The sequence below is a fragment of the Aureimonas endophytica genome (assembly GCF_014642635.1).
Classification (GTDB): Bacteria; Pseudomonadota; Alphaproteobacteria; order Rhizobiales; family Rhizobiaceae; genus Plantimonas; species Plantimonas endophytica.
In genome coordinates this window covers 295,004-313,134 of sequence record NZ_BMIQ01000004.1, presented here as the reverse complement: position 1 = coordinate 313,134, position 18,131 = coordinate 295,004, and the positions used below count along the sequence as shown (strand labels likewise).

Annotated in this window: 18 protein-coding genes; 8 read left to right on the top strand and 10 right to left on the bottom strand. The window is 69.6% G+C overall.

Translation table 11 applies throughout. The annotated features are described in order from the left end of the window. Window positions 1–105: 105 nt before the first annotated feature. The 3 genes from IEY14_RS14900 to IEY14_RS14890 all read left to right on the top strand — a co-directional run bounded on the left by IEY14_RS14900 (window position 106) and on the right by IEY14_RS14890 (window position 2,337). Window positions 106–249 (top strand): DUF3096 domain-containing protein, encoded by a 144-nt coding sequence (locus tag IEY14_RS14900; RefSeq protein WP_188909792.1) that lies wholly within the window; start codon window positions 106–108, stop codon window positions 247–249. A gap of 61 nt (window positions 250–310) precedes the next feature. Continuing rightward, window positions 311–1,588, top strand: a complete 1,278-nt coding sequence (locus IEY14_RS14895; protein ID WP_188909790.1) for an NAD(P)/FAD-dependent oxidoreductase — start codon at window positions 311–313, stop codon at window positions 1,586–1,588. Further along, window positions 1,588–2,337: a sulfate transporter family protein gene (locus tag IEY14_RS14890; RefSeq protein ID WP_188909788.1), complete on the top strand. Its 750-nt coding sequence runs from the start codon at window positions 1,588–1,590 to the stop codon at window positions 2,335–2,337. Before IEY14_RS14895 ends, IEY14_RS14890 begins: the two co-directional genes overlap by 1 nt. Window positions 2,338–2,352: 15 nt before the next feature. On the opposite strand, the gene IEY14_RS14885 is transcribed toward IEY14_RS14890, so the two are convergent. From IEY14_RS14885 to nth, 3 genes are all read right to left on the bottom strand, one after another. Continuing rightward, a complete protein-coding gene (locus IEY14_RS14885) occupies window positions 2,353–3,483 on the bottom strand; it encodes a hypothetical protein (RefSeq protein WP_188909786.1) in 1,131 nt (376 codons plus the stop codon). Then, a complete protein-coding gene (locus tag IEY14_RS14880) occupies window positions 3,483–3,986 on the bottom strand; it encodes an ImmA/IrrE family metallo-endopeptidase (RefSeq protein WP_188909784.1) in 504 nt (167 codons plus the stop codon). The genes IEY14_RS14885 and IEY14_RS14880 overlap by 1 nt, the downstream gene beginning before the upstream one ends. Window positions 3,987–4,145: 159 nt before the next feature. Then, window positions 4,146–4,979, bottom strand: a complete 834-nt coding sequence (nth, locus tag IEY14_RS14875; RefSeq protein ID WP_188909782.1) for an endonuclease III — start codon at window positions 4,977–4,979, stop codon at window positions 4,146–4,148. Between the two features lie 44 nt (window positions 4,980–5,023). Between nth and IEY14_RS14870 the strand changes: the two genes are divergently transcribed. The 3 genes from IEY14_RS14870 to IEY14_RS14860 all read left to right on the top strand — a co-directional run bounded on the left by IEY14_RS14870 (window position 5,024) and on the right by IEY14_RS14860 (window position 7,312). Beyond that, entirely contained in the window at window positions 5,024–5,512 is a 489-nt protein-coding gene (locus IEY14_RS14870; protein WP_188909780.1) for a DUF2244 domain-containing protein, read from the top strand. 92 nt (window positions 5,513–5,604) lie between these two features. Beyond that, window positions 5,605–6,531, top strand: a complete 927-nt coding sequence (locus tag IEY14_RS14865) for a methylated-DNA--[protein]-cysteine S-methyltransferase (RefSeq protein ID WP_188909778.1) — start codon at window positions 5,605–5,607, stop codon at window positions 6,529–6,531. 79 nt (window positions 6,532–6,610) lie between these two features. Next, entirely contained in the window at window positions 6,611–7,312 is a 702-nt protein-coding gene (locus tag IEY14_RS14860; protein ID WP_188909776.1) for an endonuclease III domain-containing protein, read from the top strand. A 22-nt stretch (window positions 7,313–7,334) separates the two neighbouring features. On the opposite strand, the gene IEY14_RS14855 is transcribed toward IEY14_RS14860, so the two are convergent. The 7 genes from IEY14_RS14855 to IEY14_RS14825 all read right to left on the bottom strand — a co-directional run bounded on the left by IEY14_RS14855 (window position 7,335) and on the right by IEY14_RS14825 (window position 15,992). Continuing rightward, window positions 7,335–7,955 carry a 2,3-bisphosphoglycerate-dependent phosphoglycerate mutase gene (locus IEY14_RS14855; protein ID WP_188909775.1) on the bottom strand — a complete coding sequence of 207 codons (621 nt, stop codon included), beginning with the start codon at window positions 7,953–7,955 and terminating at the stop codon, window positions 7,335–7,337. A gap of 124 nt (window positions 7,956–8,079) precedes the next feature. Beyond that, a complete protein-coding gene (gene dapB, locus IEY14_RS14850) occupies window positions 8,080–8,880 on the bottom strand; it encodes a 4-hydroxy-tetrahydrodipicolinate reductase (RefSeq protein WP_188909774.1) in 801 nt (266 codons plus the stop codon). Between the two features lie 8 nt (window positions 8,881–8,888). Beyond that, window positions 8,889–10,715, bottom strand: coding sequence for an ABC transporter ATP-binding protein (locus IEY14_RS14845; RefSeq protein ID WP_188909773.1), 1,827 nt, complete (start codon window positions 10,713–10,715; stop codon window positions 8,889–8,891). 34 nt (window positions 10,716–10,749) lie between these two features. Then, the gene (locus IEY14_RS14840; RefSeq protein ID WP_188909772.1) at window positions 10,750–11,775 is read right to left on the bottom strand and encodes a glucokinase; all 1,026 of its coding nucleotides are present in this window, start codon (window positions 11,773–11,775) and stop codon (window positions 10,750–10,752) included. 95 nt (window positions 11,776–11,870) lie between these two features. Then, window positions 11,871–12,920: a penicillin-insensitive murein endopeptidase gene (gene mepA, locus IEY14_RS14835; RefSeq protein ID WP_188909770.1), complete on the bottom strand. Its 1,050-nt coding sequence runs from the start codon at window positions 12,918–12,920 to the stop codon at window positions 11,871–11,873. A 121-nt stretch (window positions 12,921–13,041) separates the two neighbouring features. Then, a complete protein-coding gene (gene pheT, locus IEY14_RS14830) occupies window positions 13,042–15,456 on the bottom strand; it encodes a phenylalanine--tRNA ligase subunit beta (protein WP_188909768.1) in 2,415 nt (804 codons plus the stop codon). Window positions 15,457–15,572: 116 nt separating this feature from the next. After that, window positions 15,573–15,992, bottom strand: coding sequence for a hypothetical protein (locus IEY14_RS14825; RefSeq protein ID WP_188909766.1), 420 nt, complete (start codon window positions 15,990–15,992; stop codon window positions 15,573–15,575). A 259-nt stretch (window positions 15,993–16,251) separates the two neighbouring features. On the opposite strand from IEY14_RS14825, the gene IEY14_RS14820 reads away from it, so the two are divergent. Together IEY14_RS14820 and rlmN are read left to right on the top strand one after the other, a co-directional pair. After that, window positions 16,252–16,752, top strand: coding sequence for an invasion associated locus B family protein (locus IEY14_RS14820; protein ID WP_188909764.1), 501 nt, complete (start codon window positions 16,252–16,254; stop codon window positions 16,750–16,752). A gap of 131 nt (window positions 16,753–16,883) precedes the next feature. Next, the gene (gene rlmN / locus IEY14_RS14815) at window positions 16,884–18,083 is read left to right on the top strand and encodes a dual-specificity RNA methyltransferase RlmN (RefSeq protein ID WP_188909762.1); all 1,200 of its coding nucleotides are present in this window, start codon (window positions 16,884–16,886) and stop codon (window positions 18,081–18,083) included. Window positions 18,084–18,131: the final 48 nt, after the last annotated feature.

Below are 18,131 nucleotides of genomic sequence, written 5' to 3'. Positions count from 1 at the left end.
CCCCTTCTCGCCAATGATCCTCCGGCCGGCGCCCTTGCTGGACGGGGGATGCCCGCCACCTCGCGCCGGAGCGCCGCTCCGGCGCGCAGCATGGAAGGAACCCGCATGTTGATCCAGATCCAGCCACTCGTCGCACTGGTGGCCGGCATCCTGATCCTCCTGATGCCGCGCCTTCTGAATTACATCGTCGCGCTCTATCTCATCGTCGTCGGGCTGGTCGGCCTGTTCGGTCCGCAGCTCGGCGCCTGAGGCGGCGCGGCCCGCCCCGATCCGTCGCGGCGCGCGACGCAGGAGCGGCGAGGTCGGACGCATGGGCAAGACGAAGGTCGCGATTCTCGGCGGCGGCTCCGGGGGCCTGGAACTCGCCTGCGGGCTTGCCCGGCACGAGGATCTGGCGGTCACGCTGATCGACCGGGTCGGCGCCCATCTCTGGAAACCGCGTCTCCACGAATTCGCCGCCGGCACGGTGGACACCAATCTCACCGAGATCAGCTTCTACGTCCTCGCCAGCCTGCGCGGCTTCCATTTCGAGCAGGGCGAGGTCATGGCCATCGACCGCGCCCGGCGGCATGTCGTGCTGAAGCGCTTCGAGGATGCGCGCAGCGAGGCGGTGGCGCCGGAACGCTTCGTCGCCTATGACCGCTGCGTCGTGGCGCTCGGCGGGGTGACGGCCGATTTCGGCACGCCGGGCGTCCGGGAGCACGCCTATCGCCTGGACGGGCGCGCCGATGCCGATGCCTTCCGCACCACCTTCGTCGCCCTGATGATCGGGGCGCGCGAGACGCGCCGGCCGGCGCGGATCGTCATCGTCGGTTCGGGCGCGACCGGCACCGAACTCGCCGCGAACCTGCGCCAGGCCGAACAGGCCTTCTTCGAGGAAGGGCGCGGCGAGCGCGACCGGCTTCTGTCGATCACGATCCTCGAGGCCGCGCCCGAGATCATGCCTGGCTCGGACGACAAGCTGCGCCGCAGTGTCCTCGAACGCCTCCAGGCGCTCGACATCGACGTGGTGACGAATGCGAAGGTCGCGGCGGTGGAGGACGGCGGGGTGCGGACCGGCTCCGGCGCGATCTATCCGGCCGAGGCGACCATGTGGGCGGCCGGGCTCGTCGGCCTGCCGGTCCTGAAGGAGCTCGCCGATTTCGAGATCGACGGGAAGGGCCGCATCGTCGTCGATCCCTGGCTGCGCACGACGGTCGACCCGCTCGTCCACGCCCTCGGCGATGCCGCGAGCCTGACGCCGGACGGCGCCGAACGCCCGCTGCCGCCGACCGCCCAGGTCGCCAGCCAACAGGCCGCCTATCTCGCCCGCAGCCTGCCCCGCGCGATCGCCGGCGGCGACGCCGCCCCCTTCCGCTACCGCAACAAGGGCCAGCTCATCTCCTTCGGCCAGGCGGGCGCGGTCGGCATTCTCGGCGGCACCCGCAAGGACGACTTCCTGATCCACGGCCAGTTCGCCAAGGCCGCCTATTCCGCCCTGGCGCGCGACCACCAATGGACGGTGCTCGGCCCGGTTCGGGGCTCGATGGCGATCCTCGCCGATATTATGATGCCGGCCAAAGGTCCCGCCCTGAAGCTGCACGGATAATGCTCGCCACCGCCGTCACCCGCGCCCTCGCCGATCTCCTCTCGCCGCCCTTCCGGGCCGCGCTCTGGAAGGTGCTCGGCCTCACCGCCCTCTTCCTCGTGGCGCTCTGGTTCGCGGTGGAGGCGCTGTTCGGCGCCTTCGTCCTGCCGCTCGCGGGCGACCACCTGCCGCAGCTGCCGGACTGGGCGACCGGGGCCGGCACGCTGGCCGGCTGGGCGGCGGGCCTCGTCCTCGCGGTGGCGCTCTTTTTCCTGATCGGTCCCGTCAGCGCGATCACCGCCGGCTTCTTTCTCGACGACGTCGCGGCCGTGGTTGAGCGGACGCGCTACCCGGAGGCGCCGCAGGGCCGCGAGATGCCGCTCCTGCCGGCGCTCTGGCTGTCGCTGAAGTTCTTCGGCATCGTCATCCTCGGCAACCTCCTCGCCTTCGCGCTGCTTCTGGTGCCGGGCCTCCATTTCGTCGCCTTCTTCCTGGTCAACGGCTATCTGCTGGGGCGCGAATATTTCGAATTCGCGGCCCTGCGCTACCGGCCGGAGGAAGAGGCGAAGGCGCTGCGCCGTCGCCATGCCGGGCTGGTCTTCCTCGGCGGCGCGGCGATCGCCGCCTTCCTCGCCGTGCCGCTCCTCAACCTCCTCACCCCCCTCTTCGCCGCTGCGCTGATGGTGAACCTGCACCGCCTGGTGACGGCGAGAAGCGAAGCCGATGCGAAGGTCCCTCGCCACCGCTCGCCATCGACGTCCCGGACATAGGCCTCCGGCTCGCCGCTAGTCTTCCTCTTCCTCCTCCGGGCTCGTCCGGCGTGGCGTCATCTCCGTCACGAACTGCTCGAATCCCTGCTTCAGCCGATCGAGGGTGATCGCTCCCGTCTCGCCGTTCTCCTCCGCCTGTGTCGGGGCTTCCAGCGAGGCGCGTTCGAGTTCGCTCCGCTTCGCCGTTTCCATCCGCTTCGCCTGCCACGCCCGCGTGAATTCCTCGTGCGAGGCCGGCGGCTCGCAGCTTTCGGTGTCGAGCGAGGCGAGGCTCGGCGGTTCAATCGCCTCATCCGTCATGAAGGCGATCAGGAAATCGGCGATCAGGCGGGCATCGGCATGATCGCGCTTCGTGATCAGGTTCTCGCGAAACAGAACCTCCTTCCGCGATACGCTGCGCTCGGTATCGATGGAGAAGACCGGGTAAGGGCGCTCCTGGAGGACGCCCTTCAAGATCTGGCGATCGTGATAGAAGAACTTGAGGGGATATTTGCGCTCGACGGAACACGCCTTCGCCAGGAGCCAGGCGGTTTCCACGGTCAGGACGCAGCGGTCCGACGACGCGAACTTCGTGATCCGGAAGCCGCCGTCGATGCCGGGGCCGAGGAAATCGAAGCGCGACGGGATTTCGTCCGCCGCCGCCTCCAGCTCCTCGGTCTCGATGTCCTCGGGGAGGGCCTCGCCATATTCGACGATATCGCCGGCGCGATCGTCCGCGATCCTCACCGTCAGATTGGGGAACGGGAAGGCGGCGATCCAGGCCCCGCCCTTCACGTCGAGGTGCTTGCCGTCGCTATCGAGCTGGTTGCCATATTCGTCGAGCGCGTTGACGAAGGCGAGAACGCACCGTGCGAGATGTTCCAGGCTTTCGAGCCGGCAGCAGAAGACGAGTTCGTCGCCGATCCGCTTCCAGAGGAGAGGAGCCGGAGGATCGCGCCGATCGGCATCCTTCTCGACCTTGCCGCTTCGCAGGAACTCGCGCCGGAGATGTTCGGGGAAGAGGAAGTAGAACTTCTTCAGTTCCCGGACCCAGAGCGGCTGCGTCGCGCCAGGAGGAACCACCGCGCCCCGCCCGCCCTTGAAGGCGGTCGAGCCGACGAGATCCACCGACATGAACAGCCGGAGACGATAGTCCGGACAGTCCATTAATGCGGCCGCAGGCTCTTCAGTCTGATCTCGGCGGCGCGCTTGCTCACCCCGTAGATGATCGCCGCCTGCCCCAGGCCGAACCGGTCGACGGCCTTCAGGAATCCCTCCTCGGGCATCAGAAACGCCGCGGCGAACCAGTTCGCCTCCCACTCGGCCCTTTGCTGCACGCGATCGTTCTCATCGACCCAGCGCGTGGCGACCATCTTCTCCGTTGGATATTTGTCGTGCACCAGCGGGAAATGCAGCAGGCGATGGCCGAGTTCGTGCGCGAGCGTGAAGCGGTCGCGCTTTTCGGATGTCAGGCTCGTCATGAAGATGACGAAACGCCCGTCGGGCTTGACCAGGATGGATTCGGGAATGCCGTTAATCCGGGCGACATGGTCGTGATGGCGGATCTTCCCGTTCAACGCCGCCACGACAGGCTCCATCGGGTCGCCGGGCTCGAACGCCAGCCCATTCGCCACATGCTCGGCGAATTCGGCGACCTGAGCCTTCGACATGCGGCTCGGAATGGGCGGGCGTGGGGACATCGTCTCGGATGACGGCCTGAACTTCTCGACACGACATGTAGCGAATCTCGCGCCCAGCACAATATATCGACACCGGGGCGCGAGGATTTGTCGTCCGATCCTGCGGACTCACCCGCCCTTCCTCCCTCCTCAATCCGAAGCCACGGCCTCCGCCGTGCCTTCCGCGCCGGCGCCGCCGGTCTGCGGCCTGCCTTGCAGGCCGGGGCCGCGCACCGGCAGGGGCACCAGGGGCGCCGGGACGTCGCACCATTTCTCCGGTGCCTTGCAGAGATCGGCGATGACGCAGGCCGGGCAGTCGGGCTTGCGCGCCTTGCAGACATAGCGGCCGTGCAGCAGGAGGAGGTGATGCGCGTCGCGCCGATAGGCTGGCGGGATGATGGGCAGGAAGTTGCGCTCCACCTCCTCCGGCGTGCGGCCGGGGGCGAGGCCCAGCCTGTTGCCGATGCGGAAGATATGGGTGTCGACGCCGAAGGTCTCCTCGCCGAAGGCGGTGTTGAGGACGACGCGCGCCGTCTTCGGCCCGACGCCCGGCAGCGCTTCCAGCGCCGCCCGGTCACGCGGCACCGCGCCGCCATGCCTCTCCAGGAGCATCCGCGACAGACGCACGAGATTGCGCGCCTTGGTCGGCGCGAAGGGCACGTTGCGGATGATCTCGGCGAGCCGGGCCTCGTCCATCGCCGCCATCGCCTCCGGCGTGGCGGCGAGCGGAAACAGGAGGCGCGTCGCCCGGTTGACGCCGACATCGGTCGCCTGGGCCGACATCACGACGGCGCAGAGAAGGGTGAACGGGTCGCGATGCTCGAGTTCCGAGGTCGGCTCCGGCCGCTGCACATGGAGCCGGCGGAAGATCTCCTCGATCTCGGCCGGAGCATAGGGGATCGGCGGCGGCGCCTTCGGCGCGGCGCCGGGTGCGACCTTCGGCTTCGGGGCGGCTTTCTTGGCGGGGATGCGTTTTTCTGCCATGCTTTCCTATATCGAGGGACCATGTCCGCTGGCGAGGCCGAAGGATGAGTGACGCTCCCGCCGATCCCGAGGCGCCGATCTTCCGGGCGATGCTCGTGCCGCATCGCTCGCTCGGCCGGCGCGGCTTCAACATCCTGATGCTCGGCCTCGGCTCCGTCAGCCTCGCCTCCGGCCTCGGCTTCGTGCTGAACGGCGCCTGGCCGGTCTTCGGCTTCTTCGGTCTCGACGTCTTCCTGGTCTGGCTCGCCTTCCGGGCGAGCTATCGGGCGGCGAAGGCACGCGAGGAGGTGCGCATCTCCCGGCTCGATCTCGAGATCCGCCAGGTCTCGCCGGCCGGCGCCGTGCGCGAGACGCATTACAACCCGTTCTGGGCGCGGTTCAGCGTGTCCCGCCACGAGGAGATCGGCATCACCGACATGATCGTCTCCGGCGAGGGCCGGGCGACGAGGCTCGGCACCTTCCTCAATCCCGGCGACCGGGAAAGCTTCGCCAGCGAGTTCCACCGCGCCCTCCTGACGGCCAAGGGGCGCTGAGCCCCGTCCTGGCCGCGCCCCCTGCCGTGCCGAAAATCGGGTGGCGGCGGCGCGGCGGGCGTGGTCTCCTGGCCGCAACTCAGGAGGTTGCCATGTTTCACGCATCCGACATCACCGAGGCCGCGCCGAGCGCCGCCAAGCTCCTCGCCACCTGCGAGCCGCTGCCGCGCCCGACCTCGTCCGACTACGAGACGGTGCGCCGCGCCGTGGAATTCATCTCCACCGACTTCCGCAGCCAGCCGAGCCTCGCCGCCATCGCCGAGGCGGTGAACCTTTCGCCGGCCGAGCTGGAAGCGCTCTTCCGCCGCTGGGCCGGGCTGACGCCGAAGGCCTTTCTCCAGGCGGTGACGATCGACAAGGCGCGCGAGCTGCTCGCCTCCGGCGCCTCGCTGCTCGACGCCGCCTTCGATGTCGGCCTGTCCGGCCCCTCGCGGCTGCACGATCTCTTCGTGCGGCACGAGGCGATGTCGCCGGGCTTCTACAAGGCCAAGGGCGAGGGCATCGATCTCGCCTATGGCTTCACGGACTCGCCCTTCGGCCGAGCGCTGGTCATCGCCACCGATCGGGGTCTCGCCGGCGTCGGCTTTTCCGAGGGCGGCGCGGCGGGGGACGCGGCGGCGCTCGACGACATGCGCCGGCGCTGGCCGCGCGCCCGCTTCCGCGAGGATCAGACGGCGATCGAGCCCTTTGCGCAGCGCGCCTTCGATCCGGCGGAATGGATGCGCGACCGGCCGCTGCGCGTCGTCCTGATCGGCACGGATTTCGAGATCCGCGTCTGGGAAACGCTCCTGTCGATCCCGGTCGGCAGCGCCACCACCTATTCGCGCGTGGCCGAGACGATCGGCGCGCCGAAGGCGGCGCGGGCGGTGGGGGCGGCGGTCGGACGCAACCCGGTTTCCTTCGTCGTGCCCTGCCACCGGGTCGTCGGCAAGAGCGGGGCGCTGACCGGCTATCATTGGGGCCTGTCGCGCAAGCGCGCCATGCTCGGCTGGGAAGCCGGCGTCCTGGCGCGTGGCTGAGGCGGGCCGCGTCGCCGCAGGCGCGGAACCCCGGCCGGGCCTTCCCCCTTCCCGCGCCAGGAAGCAACCGGAGCGGGACATGGGCAAGGACAAGCGCGGCGAACGGCTCCTGCCCGAGCCGGAGGTGGAAGAGGCGTTCCGGCGGCTGAAGGCGCATATGCCGGGCCGCACCGCCTTCGCCAAGGGGCCGAAGGACCAGCCGGACCCGTTCCGCTCGGTCGTCTCCTGCCTGCTCTCGGCCCAGAGCCTCGACCGCAACACGGCGCTGGCGACCGACAATCTCTTCGCCCTCGCCCGGACGGCCGACGAGATCCTGGCGCTGCCCGACGCCGAGCTCGCCGCCGCGATCCGCCCTTGCGGGCTCTACAACACGAAGACGCGCAATCTGAAGAAGCTCTGCCGGGCGCTGGTGGACGAGCATGACCGCGTCGTGCCGCAGACGCGCGAGGCGCTGATGGCGCTCCCCGGCATCGGGCGCAAATGCGCCGACATCGTCATGAGCTTCGCCTTCGACCAGGACGTGATCGCGGTGGACACGCATGTGAACCGCGTCGCCAACCGCATCGGCCTCACCGATGCGCCGACGGCGGAAAAGACCGCCGCCGACCTCGTCAACCGCGCCCCGGCCTGGGCGCAGCGCGACGGCCATTTCTGGCTGATCCAGTTCGGCAAGGCCGTGTGCAGGTCGCAGCGCCCGCGCTGCGAGACCTGCTTCCTAAACGACCTCTGTCTCTACTTCACCGCCGGCAAGCCGCTGGCGGGAACGGCGGCGCTGGCCTGAGGCCGCGCCGCCGCCGCGCGGCTCAGCTCGACAGGACGGTCTTCTCGGCCACGGTCGAATCGCCGTTGAGGCGGTAGACGATCGGCACGCCCGTGCCGAGTTCCTGGGCGACGATCTCGTCCGGCGACAGGCCGTCCAGCGCCATGATCAGGGCGCGCAGCGAATTGCCGTGCGCCGCGACGATCACGTTGTCGCCCGACAGCACCTTCGGCAGGATATGGTGGATGTAATAGGGCCAGACGCGGGCGCCGGTATCGCGCAGCGACTCGCCGCCGGGCGGCGCGATGTCGTAGGAGCGGCGCCAGACATGCACCTGCTCCTCGCCCCACTTGGCGCGGGCATCGTCCTTGTTGAGGCCGGTCAGATCGCCATAGTCGCGCTCGTTCAGCGCGATGTTGCGGATCACCGGCACATGCGTCTGGTCGAGCTCGTTCATGATGATCGACAGCGTGCGCTGGGCGCGGAACAGCTCGCTGGTGAAGGCCGTGCCGAAATGCAGGCCGTATTTCTTCAGACGCTTGCCGGCGAGATGGGCTTCCTCCTCGCCCTTCTCCGTCAGGTCCGGGTCCTTCCAGCCGGTGAAGAGGTTCTTGAGGTTCCATTCGCTCTGTCCGTGGCGGACGAGGACGAGGGTGCGGGTCATGCACATGTCTCCCGAAGTCGAGGAAGGCCGGCCTCGCGCCGACCGCCTTCCCAAGCTTCTGACCTAAACGAAAAAGCTTGGAAAGATGTAAGGAAGTGGTGGAAAAGACGGAAGGCTCGTCGCCTCAGAGGCCGAGCACGTCGCGCATGGAATAGAGGCCCGGCGCCTTGCCGCCGGCCCAGAGCGCGGCGGTGAGCGCGCCGCGCGCGAAGACCGAGCGATCCTCGGCGCGATGGCCGAGCTCGATCCGCTCGCCCTCGCCCGCCAGCATCACCTGATGATCGCCGACCACCGAGCCGCCGCGCAGCGTGGCGAAGCCGATCGCTCCTTCGGGGCGCGGTCCGGTATGCCCGTCGCGCACCCGCACCGAGGCAGCCTCCAGTTCGACCTCCCGCCCCGCCGCCGCGGCGCGGCCGAGAAGCAGCGCCGTGCCGGAGGGCGCGTCGACCTTATGCCGGTGATGCATCTCGACGATCTCGATGTCGAAGGCGCCGGGGGGCAAGGCCCGCGCCGCCGTCTCGACCAGCGTCGCCAGCAGATTGACGCCGAGGCTCATATTGCCGGACTTGACGATCCGCGCGCCCGCCGCCGCCTTGCCGATCGCCGCTTCGTCCGCCGCCGAGAAGCCCGTCGTGCCGATGACATGGACGAGGCCGCGCGCCGCGGCGAGTTCGGCGAGGCGCCGGCTGGTGGCGGGGGTGGAGAAGTCGATGACGCCATCCGCCCCGGCGAGCGCCGTCTCGGCATCCGCCGTCAGAAGCGCGCCGAGCGGGCCGGTGCCAGCCAGCATGCCGGCATCCTGGCCGAGCGCCGGCGAGCCCTCGCGCGCCAGCGCGGCATGGAGAGCGAGGTCGGGATGTTCCGCGATCAGGCGGACAAGGGTCCGGCCCATGCGGCCATTGGCGCCGACGACGGTGAGACGCATGGGGAACCTCACTTCACGACTTCGGCGGCGAGCGCCATGGCGGCGGCGCCGGTCGGCCGGCTCTGGAGACTGTGGAAGCGCGAATAGACGCTCTCGGCCCGTCCGATCAGATCGGCATGCGTGCCCTGCTCGACGATCTCGCCGCCATCGACGACGAGGATCTGGTCGGCATTGACGATGGTCGAGAGACGATGGGCGACGACGATGACGGTGCGGTCCTTCATCGCCTCGTCCAGCGCCTGCTGCACCAGCACTTCCGAGCGCGTGTCGAGGGCCGACGTCGCCTCGTCGAGGAGAAGGATCGGCGCGTTGCGCACCAGCGCGCGGGCGATCGACAGGCGCTGGCGCTGGCCGCCGGACAGCGTCATGCCGTTCTCGCCGAGCGGCGTGTCGAAGCCCTGCGGCTGCTGCTCGATGAATTCCAGCGCCTGCGCCATGCGGGCCGCCGCCTCGACCTCGGCGTCGCTCGCCTCCGGCCGGCCGAAGCGGATATTGTCGCGGATCGTGCCCTCGAACATGTAGGGCTGCTGCGAGACATAGGCGATGTGGCGGCGCAGCGACGCCTTGGTCACGCTGCGGATGTCCTGGCCGTCGACCAGGATGCGGCCGCCATGGACGTCGTAGAAGCGCTGGATGAGGGCGATCACCGTCGACTTGCCGCCGCCGGAGGCGCCGATCAGCGCCGTCGTCCGGCCGGCGGGGGCGACGAAGCTCAGCCCCTTCAGCACCGGCTCGCCGGGATGATAGCCGAACTCTACCGCGTCGAAGGCGATCTCGCCGCGCAGGACGGCAAGTTCCGCGGCGCCCGGCGGATCGGCCTGGCGCGGCGTCAGGTCGAGCACCTCGTAGATCATCTGCGCGTTGACGAGCGCCCGCTCCAGCTGCACCTGCAGCTTGGCGAGGCGGCGCGCCGGATCATAGGCGAGAAGCAGCGCGGTGATGAAGGCGAACATGCCGCCCGGCGAATAGCCGTAGGCGATGGCGCGATAGCCGGAATAGCCGATCACGGCGCCGATCGCGAGGCCGGCGACGGTCTCCGTCACCGGGCCGGAGCGCTCGGTGATGCGGGCGATGCGGTTGGAGCGCTGCTCGGCGGCGACGATCAGCCCCTCGATGCGCTGGCGCAGCACCTCCTCCATGGTGAAGGCCTTCACCACGGTGATGCCCTGGGCCACTTCCTGCATGGAGGCGAGGACGCGGGCATTGAGATCGATCGCCTGCCGCGTCGCGGCGCGCAGCTTGCGCGACAGGCTGGAGATCATCCAGCCGACCGGCGGCCCGGCGAGAAGCGCGATCGCCGACAGGACCGGGTCCTGCCAGATCATCACGCCGACCAGGAAGACGAGCGACAGGAGGTCGCGCGCCAGCGAGGTGACGGTGAGGTTCAGCGTGTCGCGGATGCCCGAGACGTTCTGGTTGATGCGCGCCGCGAGATGGGCCGAGCGGTTCTCGGTGTAGAAATCGACGGAGAGCTCGGTGAGATGGTGGAACAGCCGGCGCTGGTAGCGGGCGACGATGTTGTTGCCGATCCGCGACAGGATGACGCCCTGCCAGTAGCTCGCCATGCCGCGCAGGAAGAAGGCGAGGAAGATGGCGACCGGCAGGGAATAGAGGACGGCGCGGTTCTGGGCGACGAAGATCTGGTCGATCACGTCGCGCATGATCCAGGCGAGAAAGGCGGTCGTCGCCGAGATCACCACGAGGCAGGCGATGGCGAGGCCGTACTGGCCGAGATATTCCCGGCCGTTCTCGGAAAAGACGCGCTTCAGGAGCCGGACGACCAGCCCCCGCTCCTCGCGGCTCGCCAGAAGGCTCGGGCGCTTCTTCTTCACCATGCGCGTCGCGCCGCCGCCCGTCGCCGCAACGGCTTCAGGCCACCCAGCGGCGGCCGGCCGTCTCGATGCCGAAGAAGCGCGGCGTGCGGGCGAAGGTGGCGAGGCCCGCCAGGGCCGCCAGCGGCTCGGTGATGAGGAAGACCGCCATGTCGGCGAGGAGGTGGCGATGCGGCGCCTTGTCCTCGAAGGCGGCGCGGAATTCTCTCTCGTCGAAGATCGGCAGGAGGTGCTGGATGATGCCGCCGCCGATATAGACGCCGCCGCGCGCCATGAAGATCAGCGCCAGATCGCCGGCGATGCGGCCGAGATAGGTGCAGAACAGCGCGCAGGTCTCCGCCGCGCGCGGGTCCTTGCCCGACAGCGCGGCCTCGGTGATCGCCGCCGCCTCGGCATGGACCGGCTCGGCGCCGTCGGCGGCCGACAGGGCGCGGTAGAGATTGACCATGCCGCGGCCGGACAGGATCTGCTCGCCCGAGATGCGGCCCTCGATCGCCTCGAGATGCGGCCAAAGGGCGCGGTCGCGCTCGGTGCGCGGCCCGAGATCGACATGGCCGCCCTCGCCCGCCACCGGAATCCACATCTTGCGGGCGCGCACGAGGCCGGCGACGCCGAGACCGGTGCCCGGTCCCACGACGACGCGGCTCGCGCCCTCGTGCGGAATGCCGCCGCCGACCTTGCGGCGGCCGGAATCGGGCAGGGCCGAGACGGCGAGCGCCTGCGCCTCGAAATCGTTGAGGACGATGATCTCGCCGAGATCGAGATTCTTCATCATCTCGCGCGGACGCACCACCCAGGGGCAGTTGGTCAGCTCGATCGCCTCGCCGTCGATCGGCCCGGCGACGGCCAGCACCGCCGCCTTCGGCTGGAGCGAGGTCTTGTCGAGGACGGCCGCCTGGATCGCCTCGTCGATCGTCGGATAGTCGGCGGTGCGCACGATCGGAAAGCTCTTCGGCTCGGCGAAGGCATCGACGAGAATCGCGAACCGGGCATTGGTGCCGCCGATGTCCCCGATCAGGATCGGGAACTTGAAGGCCTGGTCGCTCGCGGAAGTGGTCGCCATGAACCCGGCCTCGCAATCGGTGGAAAGATCGCGAGCCGTATAAGCGGCGCCTCGCCGAAAGCAAAGGGGCTGGCGCCGATTCCGCTCGTCACATCCTATTCAAGCGGCCGGGCGCCCGGCATCGGAATGCCGGCTTTCGGGCGCGGACCGCCGGAGGCGGCGGGCTCCGGCGCGATGGCCGCCGCCGCCGGAACCCCGGCCGGGGCGCGGATCGCGACCGGGGCGACGGGCGCCTCCGGCGCGCTGCCGGCGGCGGGCGCGGCGAGAACGGAGCGGCAGGCCGAGGGCAGCGCCGCCAGCGTCATCGGCGGCTTCGGCTTCGGCGGCTTGGCGCCGGGCTTCGGCGGCGGGGGCGGCCGCAGCGCGACGTTGAACCAGTAGTCGAGATCCTTGCCGCAGCCGTCGCCGGAGGCCGTCTCGGCCTGGCCGTCGCAATTGGGCGAGCCCGGCTGGCAGAACAGGCGGATGTGGAAATGCTGGTCGTGGCCATAGAAGGGCCGGACCTTGGAGAGCCAGGAACGGTCGCCCGTCACCGTCTCGCAGAGCTTCCGCTTGATGCCGGGATTTACGAAGATGCGCTGCACCTTCGGGTCCTCGGCCGCCTCGCGCAGGACCTTCACATGCACCGGCGACCAGCGGCTGTCGTCGACGGTGAAGGTGCCCTTCCTCAGCATGGACGGGCCCTGGAAGGGCTCGCGCTCGGCCGGCGTCAGGCGGCGCTTCGGCATGGGCGTGAACCAGATGTCGGCATCGAGCCCGATCTGGTGCGAGGCGTGGCCGGAGGCCATCGGCCCGCCGCGCGGCTGCGAGATGTCGCCGACGAGAAGACCCGGCCAGCCGTCGGCCGCCGCCTTCTTGGAAAAGCGTTCGAGGAAGTCGATCATCACCGGATGACCCCAGCGCCGGTTGCGGCCGGGATTGACGATCTGCCAGTTCGGCCCTTCGAGGGGCAGGCCGATGCCGCCCGACAGGCAGCCCTTGGCATAGAAGCCGATGGATTGGGTCGCGGTGTCGGACGGGCGCTGGACGGCGCCGAAGATCTGCTTGGCGGGGGTTTCCTGCGCCAGGGCGCCGGAAGAGCCGAGCCCGAGAAGCGCGGCGAAACCCGCCGCGCCGACGAGAATTCTGGAAAGGAAGGCTGTCATGAAGGCGATCCGCCGATGGGATGGCCTTCCCTTTCCCGACGCTGAGGGCGGTTTCAAGGCCGCCCCGAGCTTGAGCCTTCTGCCTCGCGCGAAGCTGATCGCCCCGCCCGAAGCGGCGAGATCAGGTGCGCAGCACGCCGCCCACCGCCTTGGCGACGGCGGCGACGATGCGGCTCGTGATCGTCTCGAGCTCGGCCTCGCCGAAGGTCGCCTCGCCGGGCCGGAGCGTCGCTTCCAGCGCGATCGACTTCTTGCCGGCGCCGATCGCCTCGCCGCGGAAGACGTCGAAGATCCGCACCTCGGACACGACCTTGCGATCCGCGCCCTCGACGGCGCGCAGGAGCTTCAGCGCCTCGACGCCCTCGTCGACGACGAAGGCGAAGTCGCGCCGCACCGGCTGGAAGGGCGAAAGCGCCAGCACCGGCTTGGTGCGCGTCGCCTTGCGCTTCGGCTCGGGGATCTCGCCGAGGAAGACCTCGAAGCCGCAGAACGGGCCGGAGGCATCGAGGGTCTTCAGCACCTTCGGATGGAATTCGCCGAATTCGGCGAGCACCACCTTCGGCCCGAGCTTGATGCGGCCGGAGCGGCCGGGATGGTACCAGGGGCTCGCCGCCGGCTCGACGATGACGGTGGCGACCGGCGCGCCGGCGGCCTCCAGCGCTGCGAGGGCGTCGGCCTTGGCGTCGAAGACCGAGACCGGCGCCGCATTGCCGGACCAGAAGCGGCCCGCGCCGGACAGTCCGGCGCTGGCGCGGCGGATGCCGCCGGCGACGCGGCGCTGCCCGTCCGGCTCGTCGCTGAGATAGATCGAGGACACTTCGAAGAGCGCCACCTCGCCGAGCCCGCGCGCCGCGTTGCGCGTCGCCGCCTCGATGAGGCCCGGCAGGAGCGAGGGCCGCATGTCGGAGAGATCGGCCGAGATCGGGTTCATCAGCCGCAGCCGCTCCGAGCCGCCGCCGAAGGCCTCCGCCGCCCTTCTGGAGATGAAGGAATAGCTCACCGCCTCGGCCATGCCGCGCGCCGCGAGCGCCCGGCGCGCCGCGCGCTCGCGGATCTGGAGCGCGGTGAGGACGCGGGCGCCGACGCCCTCCTTCGGCGGCAGCGGCTTCGGCTGGATATTGTCGACGCCGACGAGGCGCATCACCTCCTCGACGAGATCCGCCTTGCCCTCGATGTCCGGCCGCCAGGAGGGCGCGGTGACGCGCGCCTCGTATTCCCCGATGTCGAGCGTGAAGCCGAGGCGCTGGAGATAGTCGATCTGCTGGCTGGCATCGACGGAAAGGCCGGTCAGCCGCTCCACCTCGGTGAAGGGGAAGTCGATCGCCGGCGCCGCATGCGCCCGCTCGCCGACCACGACCGCCTCGCTCGGCGTGCCGCCGCACAGGTCGAGGATCATCCGCGTCGCGAGATCGAGGCCGGGCCGCATGAAGAGCGGATCGACGCCGCGCTCGAAGCGGTAGCGCGCATCCGAGCGGATGCCGAGCGCCCGCCCCGTCCGGGCGATGGCGAGCGGCTCCCAGAGCGCCGATTCGACGAGGACCTCCGTCGTCGTCTCGTCGCAGCCGGAATGTTCGCCGCCCATGATGCCGGCGATGGATTCGACGCCCTTGTCGTCGGCGATGACGCAGGTGCCTTCCGGCAGCGCGTAGGTCTTGCCGTCGAGCGCCAGGATCTCCTCGCCCGGCGCCGCGCCGCGCACCACGAGCGCGCCCTCGACCTTTTTCGCGTCGAAGACATGCAGCGGCCGGCCGCGATCGAAGGTCAGGTAATTGGTGATGTCGACCAGCGCGTTGATCGGCCGGAGGCCGATCGCCTTCAGCCGCTTCTGCATCCAGGCCGGCGAGGGCCCGTTGGTGACGCCGGAGACGCGGCGCAGCGCGAAGCCCCGACAGGTCTCGCTCGTCACCACGGGGGCGGCCGGGCCGGCGCCCTCGCCCGCGACCGGCGCGACCGGCACGTCCTTCAGGGTGCCGAGGCCGGAGGCCGCGAGATCGCGCGCGATGCCGTGGATGCTCGTCGCGTCCGGCCGGTTCGGCGTCAGGTTGATCTCGATCACCGGATCGCCGAGCCCGGCATAGTCGGCGAAGGACGTGCCGACCGGCGCGTCCTCGGGCAGGTCGATGATGCCGTTATGCTCGCTGGAGAGTTCCAGCTCGCGCTCCGAGCACATCATGCCGTTCGACTCGACGCCCCGGATCTTGCCGATGCCGAGCGTGACGTCGAGGCCGGGCACATAGGCGCCGGGCAGGCCCAGCACGCCGACGAGGCCGGCGCGGGCATTCGGCGCGCCGCAGACGACCTGCAGCGGCTTGCCGCCATTCACGTCCGGCCCGGCATCGACGGTGAGGACCTGGAGCTTGTCGGCATCGGGATGGCGCGTCGCGGTGAGGACGCGGGCGATGCGGAAGGGCCGCATGGCCGCGCCGTCGTCGAGCGCCTCGACTTCGAGGCCGATCGCGGTGAGCCGCGCGGCGATCTCCTCCAGCGAGGCGTCGGTGTCGAGATGGTCCTTCAGCCAGGACAGGGTGAACTTCATGGGGCAAGACCTTCGGCCGCGAAGTCCCGGCGGCGAGGCGCCCTCGGAAATTCGCCAGATCGCAAACGCGTTTCGCGAACGCTCCTAGCCGCCGCGCCCGACGAAGGGAAGGGCGCTCAGCGCAGACGCTCGGAGGTCTCGCCGCCGCCCGCCATTTCCGTCGCCGCCTGCCGGACGGCGGAATTGGCGAGCACGAAGCGATAGGTGAGAAGCGCGACGAGCGAGAAGCCCGTGTAGAGCAGGAGAACGGTCGTCGTCGCCAGCGGCACGTCGTAGGAGAAGAGGACGATCACCGAGGGCAGGAGGATGCCGACGAAGAAGGAGGCGAGCGCCGCCGGCGTCTGCGGCAGATAGTGGTAGAAGACCGCGAAGATCGCGACCGTGACGATGGCGAGGGCGAAGCGCCCGAGCGACACGGTGAGCGCGATGAAGTCGCCATCCGCGAAGAGCCAGTGCAGGAGGTTCACCACGAGGAGGCCGATCACGGCCCCGCAGAGGACGGCGATGGCTTCCATGAGGACGAGGCGGGCGGACATGCGACCTCCGGTGGATGATGCCTGCCTCTAAGCAGGGCGGCGCGGCGCAAGATCAAGGCCGCGCGGACGGGCGTCCCGCTCCGGCGATGCCGGCGCCATCACGGATTTGCGATTGTGCGCCGCGGCCCGGCAAGCTCCTGTTTACCCTGCCTCAAGACTTCTTTAGTCAAATTGCGCCGAACGCGCCGGCGCCCGCCGCCGGACCGTCAGCCTTTCTCCGCGCGTTCCGACGCGCGAGCCGAGATCAGGGGAACTTGTGATGAAGACGATTCTCGCCGCCGCGGCCGCCGTCCTGATCGCGTCCGTCGCCGGCGCCGCCGCCCAGACGCCGACCCGCCTCAACCAGTTCGACAAGTGGGGCACCTATTCCTACACCGCCTCCGGCGCGAAGGTCTGCTACATCCTGTCGACCCCGGTCACGATGGAGCCGGCGAGCGTCGACCATGGCGACATCTTCTTCCTGATCTCGCAGAAGCCCGGCCAGAACGTCACCTACGAGCCGCAGGCCGTGATGGGCTATCCGATGAAGGACGGCTCGAAGGTCACCGTCGATGTCGACGGCAAGAAATATTCGCTGTTCACGCGCGGCGAGTCCGCCTGGATGGAGAATGCCGCCGAGGAGCCGCAATTCATCAAGGCCCTCCAGAGCGGCAAGTCGCTGAAGGTCGACGCCCAGTCGAAGCGCGGCACGGCCACGCACTACACCTACTCGCTCTCGGGCGTCAGCGCCGCGCTGAAATCGATCAAGACCTGCAAGTAAGGCGCTCTTCGCGGCCCCGCCGAATCGGCGTCCTCTTGCGAAAACCGGGAAAAAGCGTCATCTGAACGGCGATCCAGCAGACCGTGACGATGACGCGGCGGCCTTTTGCCGCCCGACGAGGCCGATTTCGCATGTCCCTTTCGATCGATCTCAGCTCCGCCCCGGCGCGGGGCGCCCTTCGTCCGGCGCCCGCCGAGGAGAAGCCGCATCTCGTCGGCCTCGGCCGCGAGGCGCTCGGCGACGCGCTGCGCGCCGTCGGCGTGCCGGACCGGCAGGTCCGCATGCGCGTGCAGCAGATCTGGCACTGGCTTTATGTGCGCGGCGTCGCCGACGCTTCCCTCATGCGCAACGTGTCGAAGGACCTGCGCGAGATCATCGCCACGCGCTTCGACATCTCGCGGCCCGAGATCGTCGAGGAGCAGATTTCCGTCGACGGCACGCGCAAATGGCTGCTGCGCTTCCCGGCGCGCGGCGCCGGCCGGCCGGTCGAGGTCGAGACCGTCTATATTCCGGAGGAAGGGCGCGGCACGCTCTGCGTCTCCTCCCAGGTCGGCTGCACCCTCACCTGCACCTTCTGCCATACCGGCACGCAGCGCATGGTGCGCAACCTGACGGCCGGCGAGATCGTCGGCCAGGTCCTCGTGGCGCGCGAGCGGCTCGGCGACTTCCCGGCCCTCGACACGCCGGACGGGGCGATCGTCCCCTCCGAAGGCCGCCTCGTCTCCAATGTCGTGATGATGGGCATGGGCGAGCCGCTCTACAACTACGACAACGTGAAGGAAGCGCTCGCCATCGTCTCGGACGGCGACGGGCTCGCCTTGTCGAAGCGGCGCATCACGCTCTCCACCTCCGGCGTCGTGCCGATGATCCGGCCGACCGGCGAGGAGATGGGCGTCGGCCTCGCGATCTCGCTCCATGCGGTGCGCGACGAGCTGCGCGAGATCCTCGTGCCGATCAACCGCAAATATCCGCTGAAGGAGCTGATGGAGGCCTGCCGCACCTATCCGGGCCTGTCGAACGCCCGGCGCATCACCTTCGAATATGTGATGCTGAAGGGCGTCAACGACTCGCTGGAGGAAGCGCGCGAGCTGGTGCGGCTGCTGAAGGGCATCCCGGCCAAGATCAATCTCATCCCGTTCAATCCCTGGCCGGGCTCCGACTACGAATGTTCGGACTGGGACCAGATCGAGCGTTTCGCCGCCGTGGTGAACGAGGCAGGCTATGCCTCGCCGATCCGCACGCCGCGCGGCCGCGACATCTTCGCCGCCTGCGGCCAGCTGAAGTCGGAATCGGAGCGGATGAAGAAGACGGAGCGCCTCGCGGCCGGCTGAGGCCGCGCGAGGCGATTGGCGTCCGAAGGCCGCGATGCTATCCTCGGT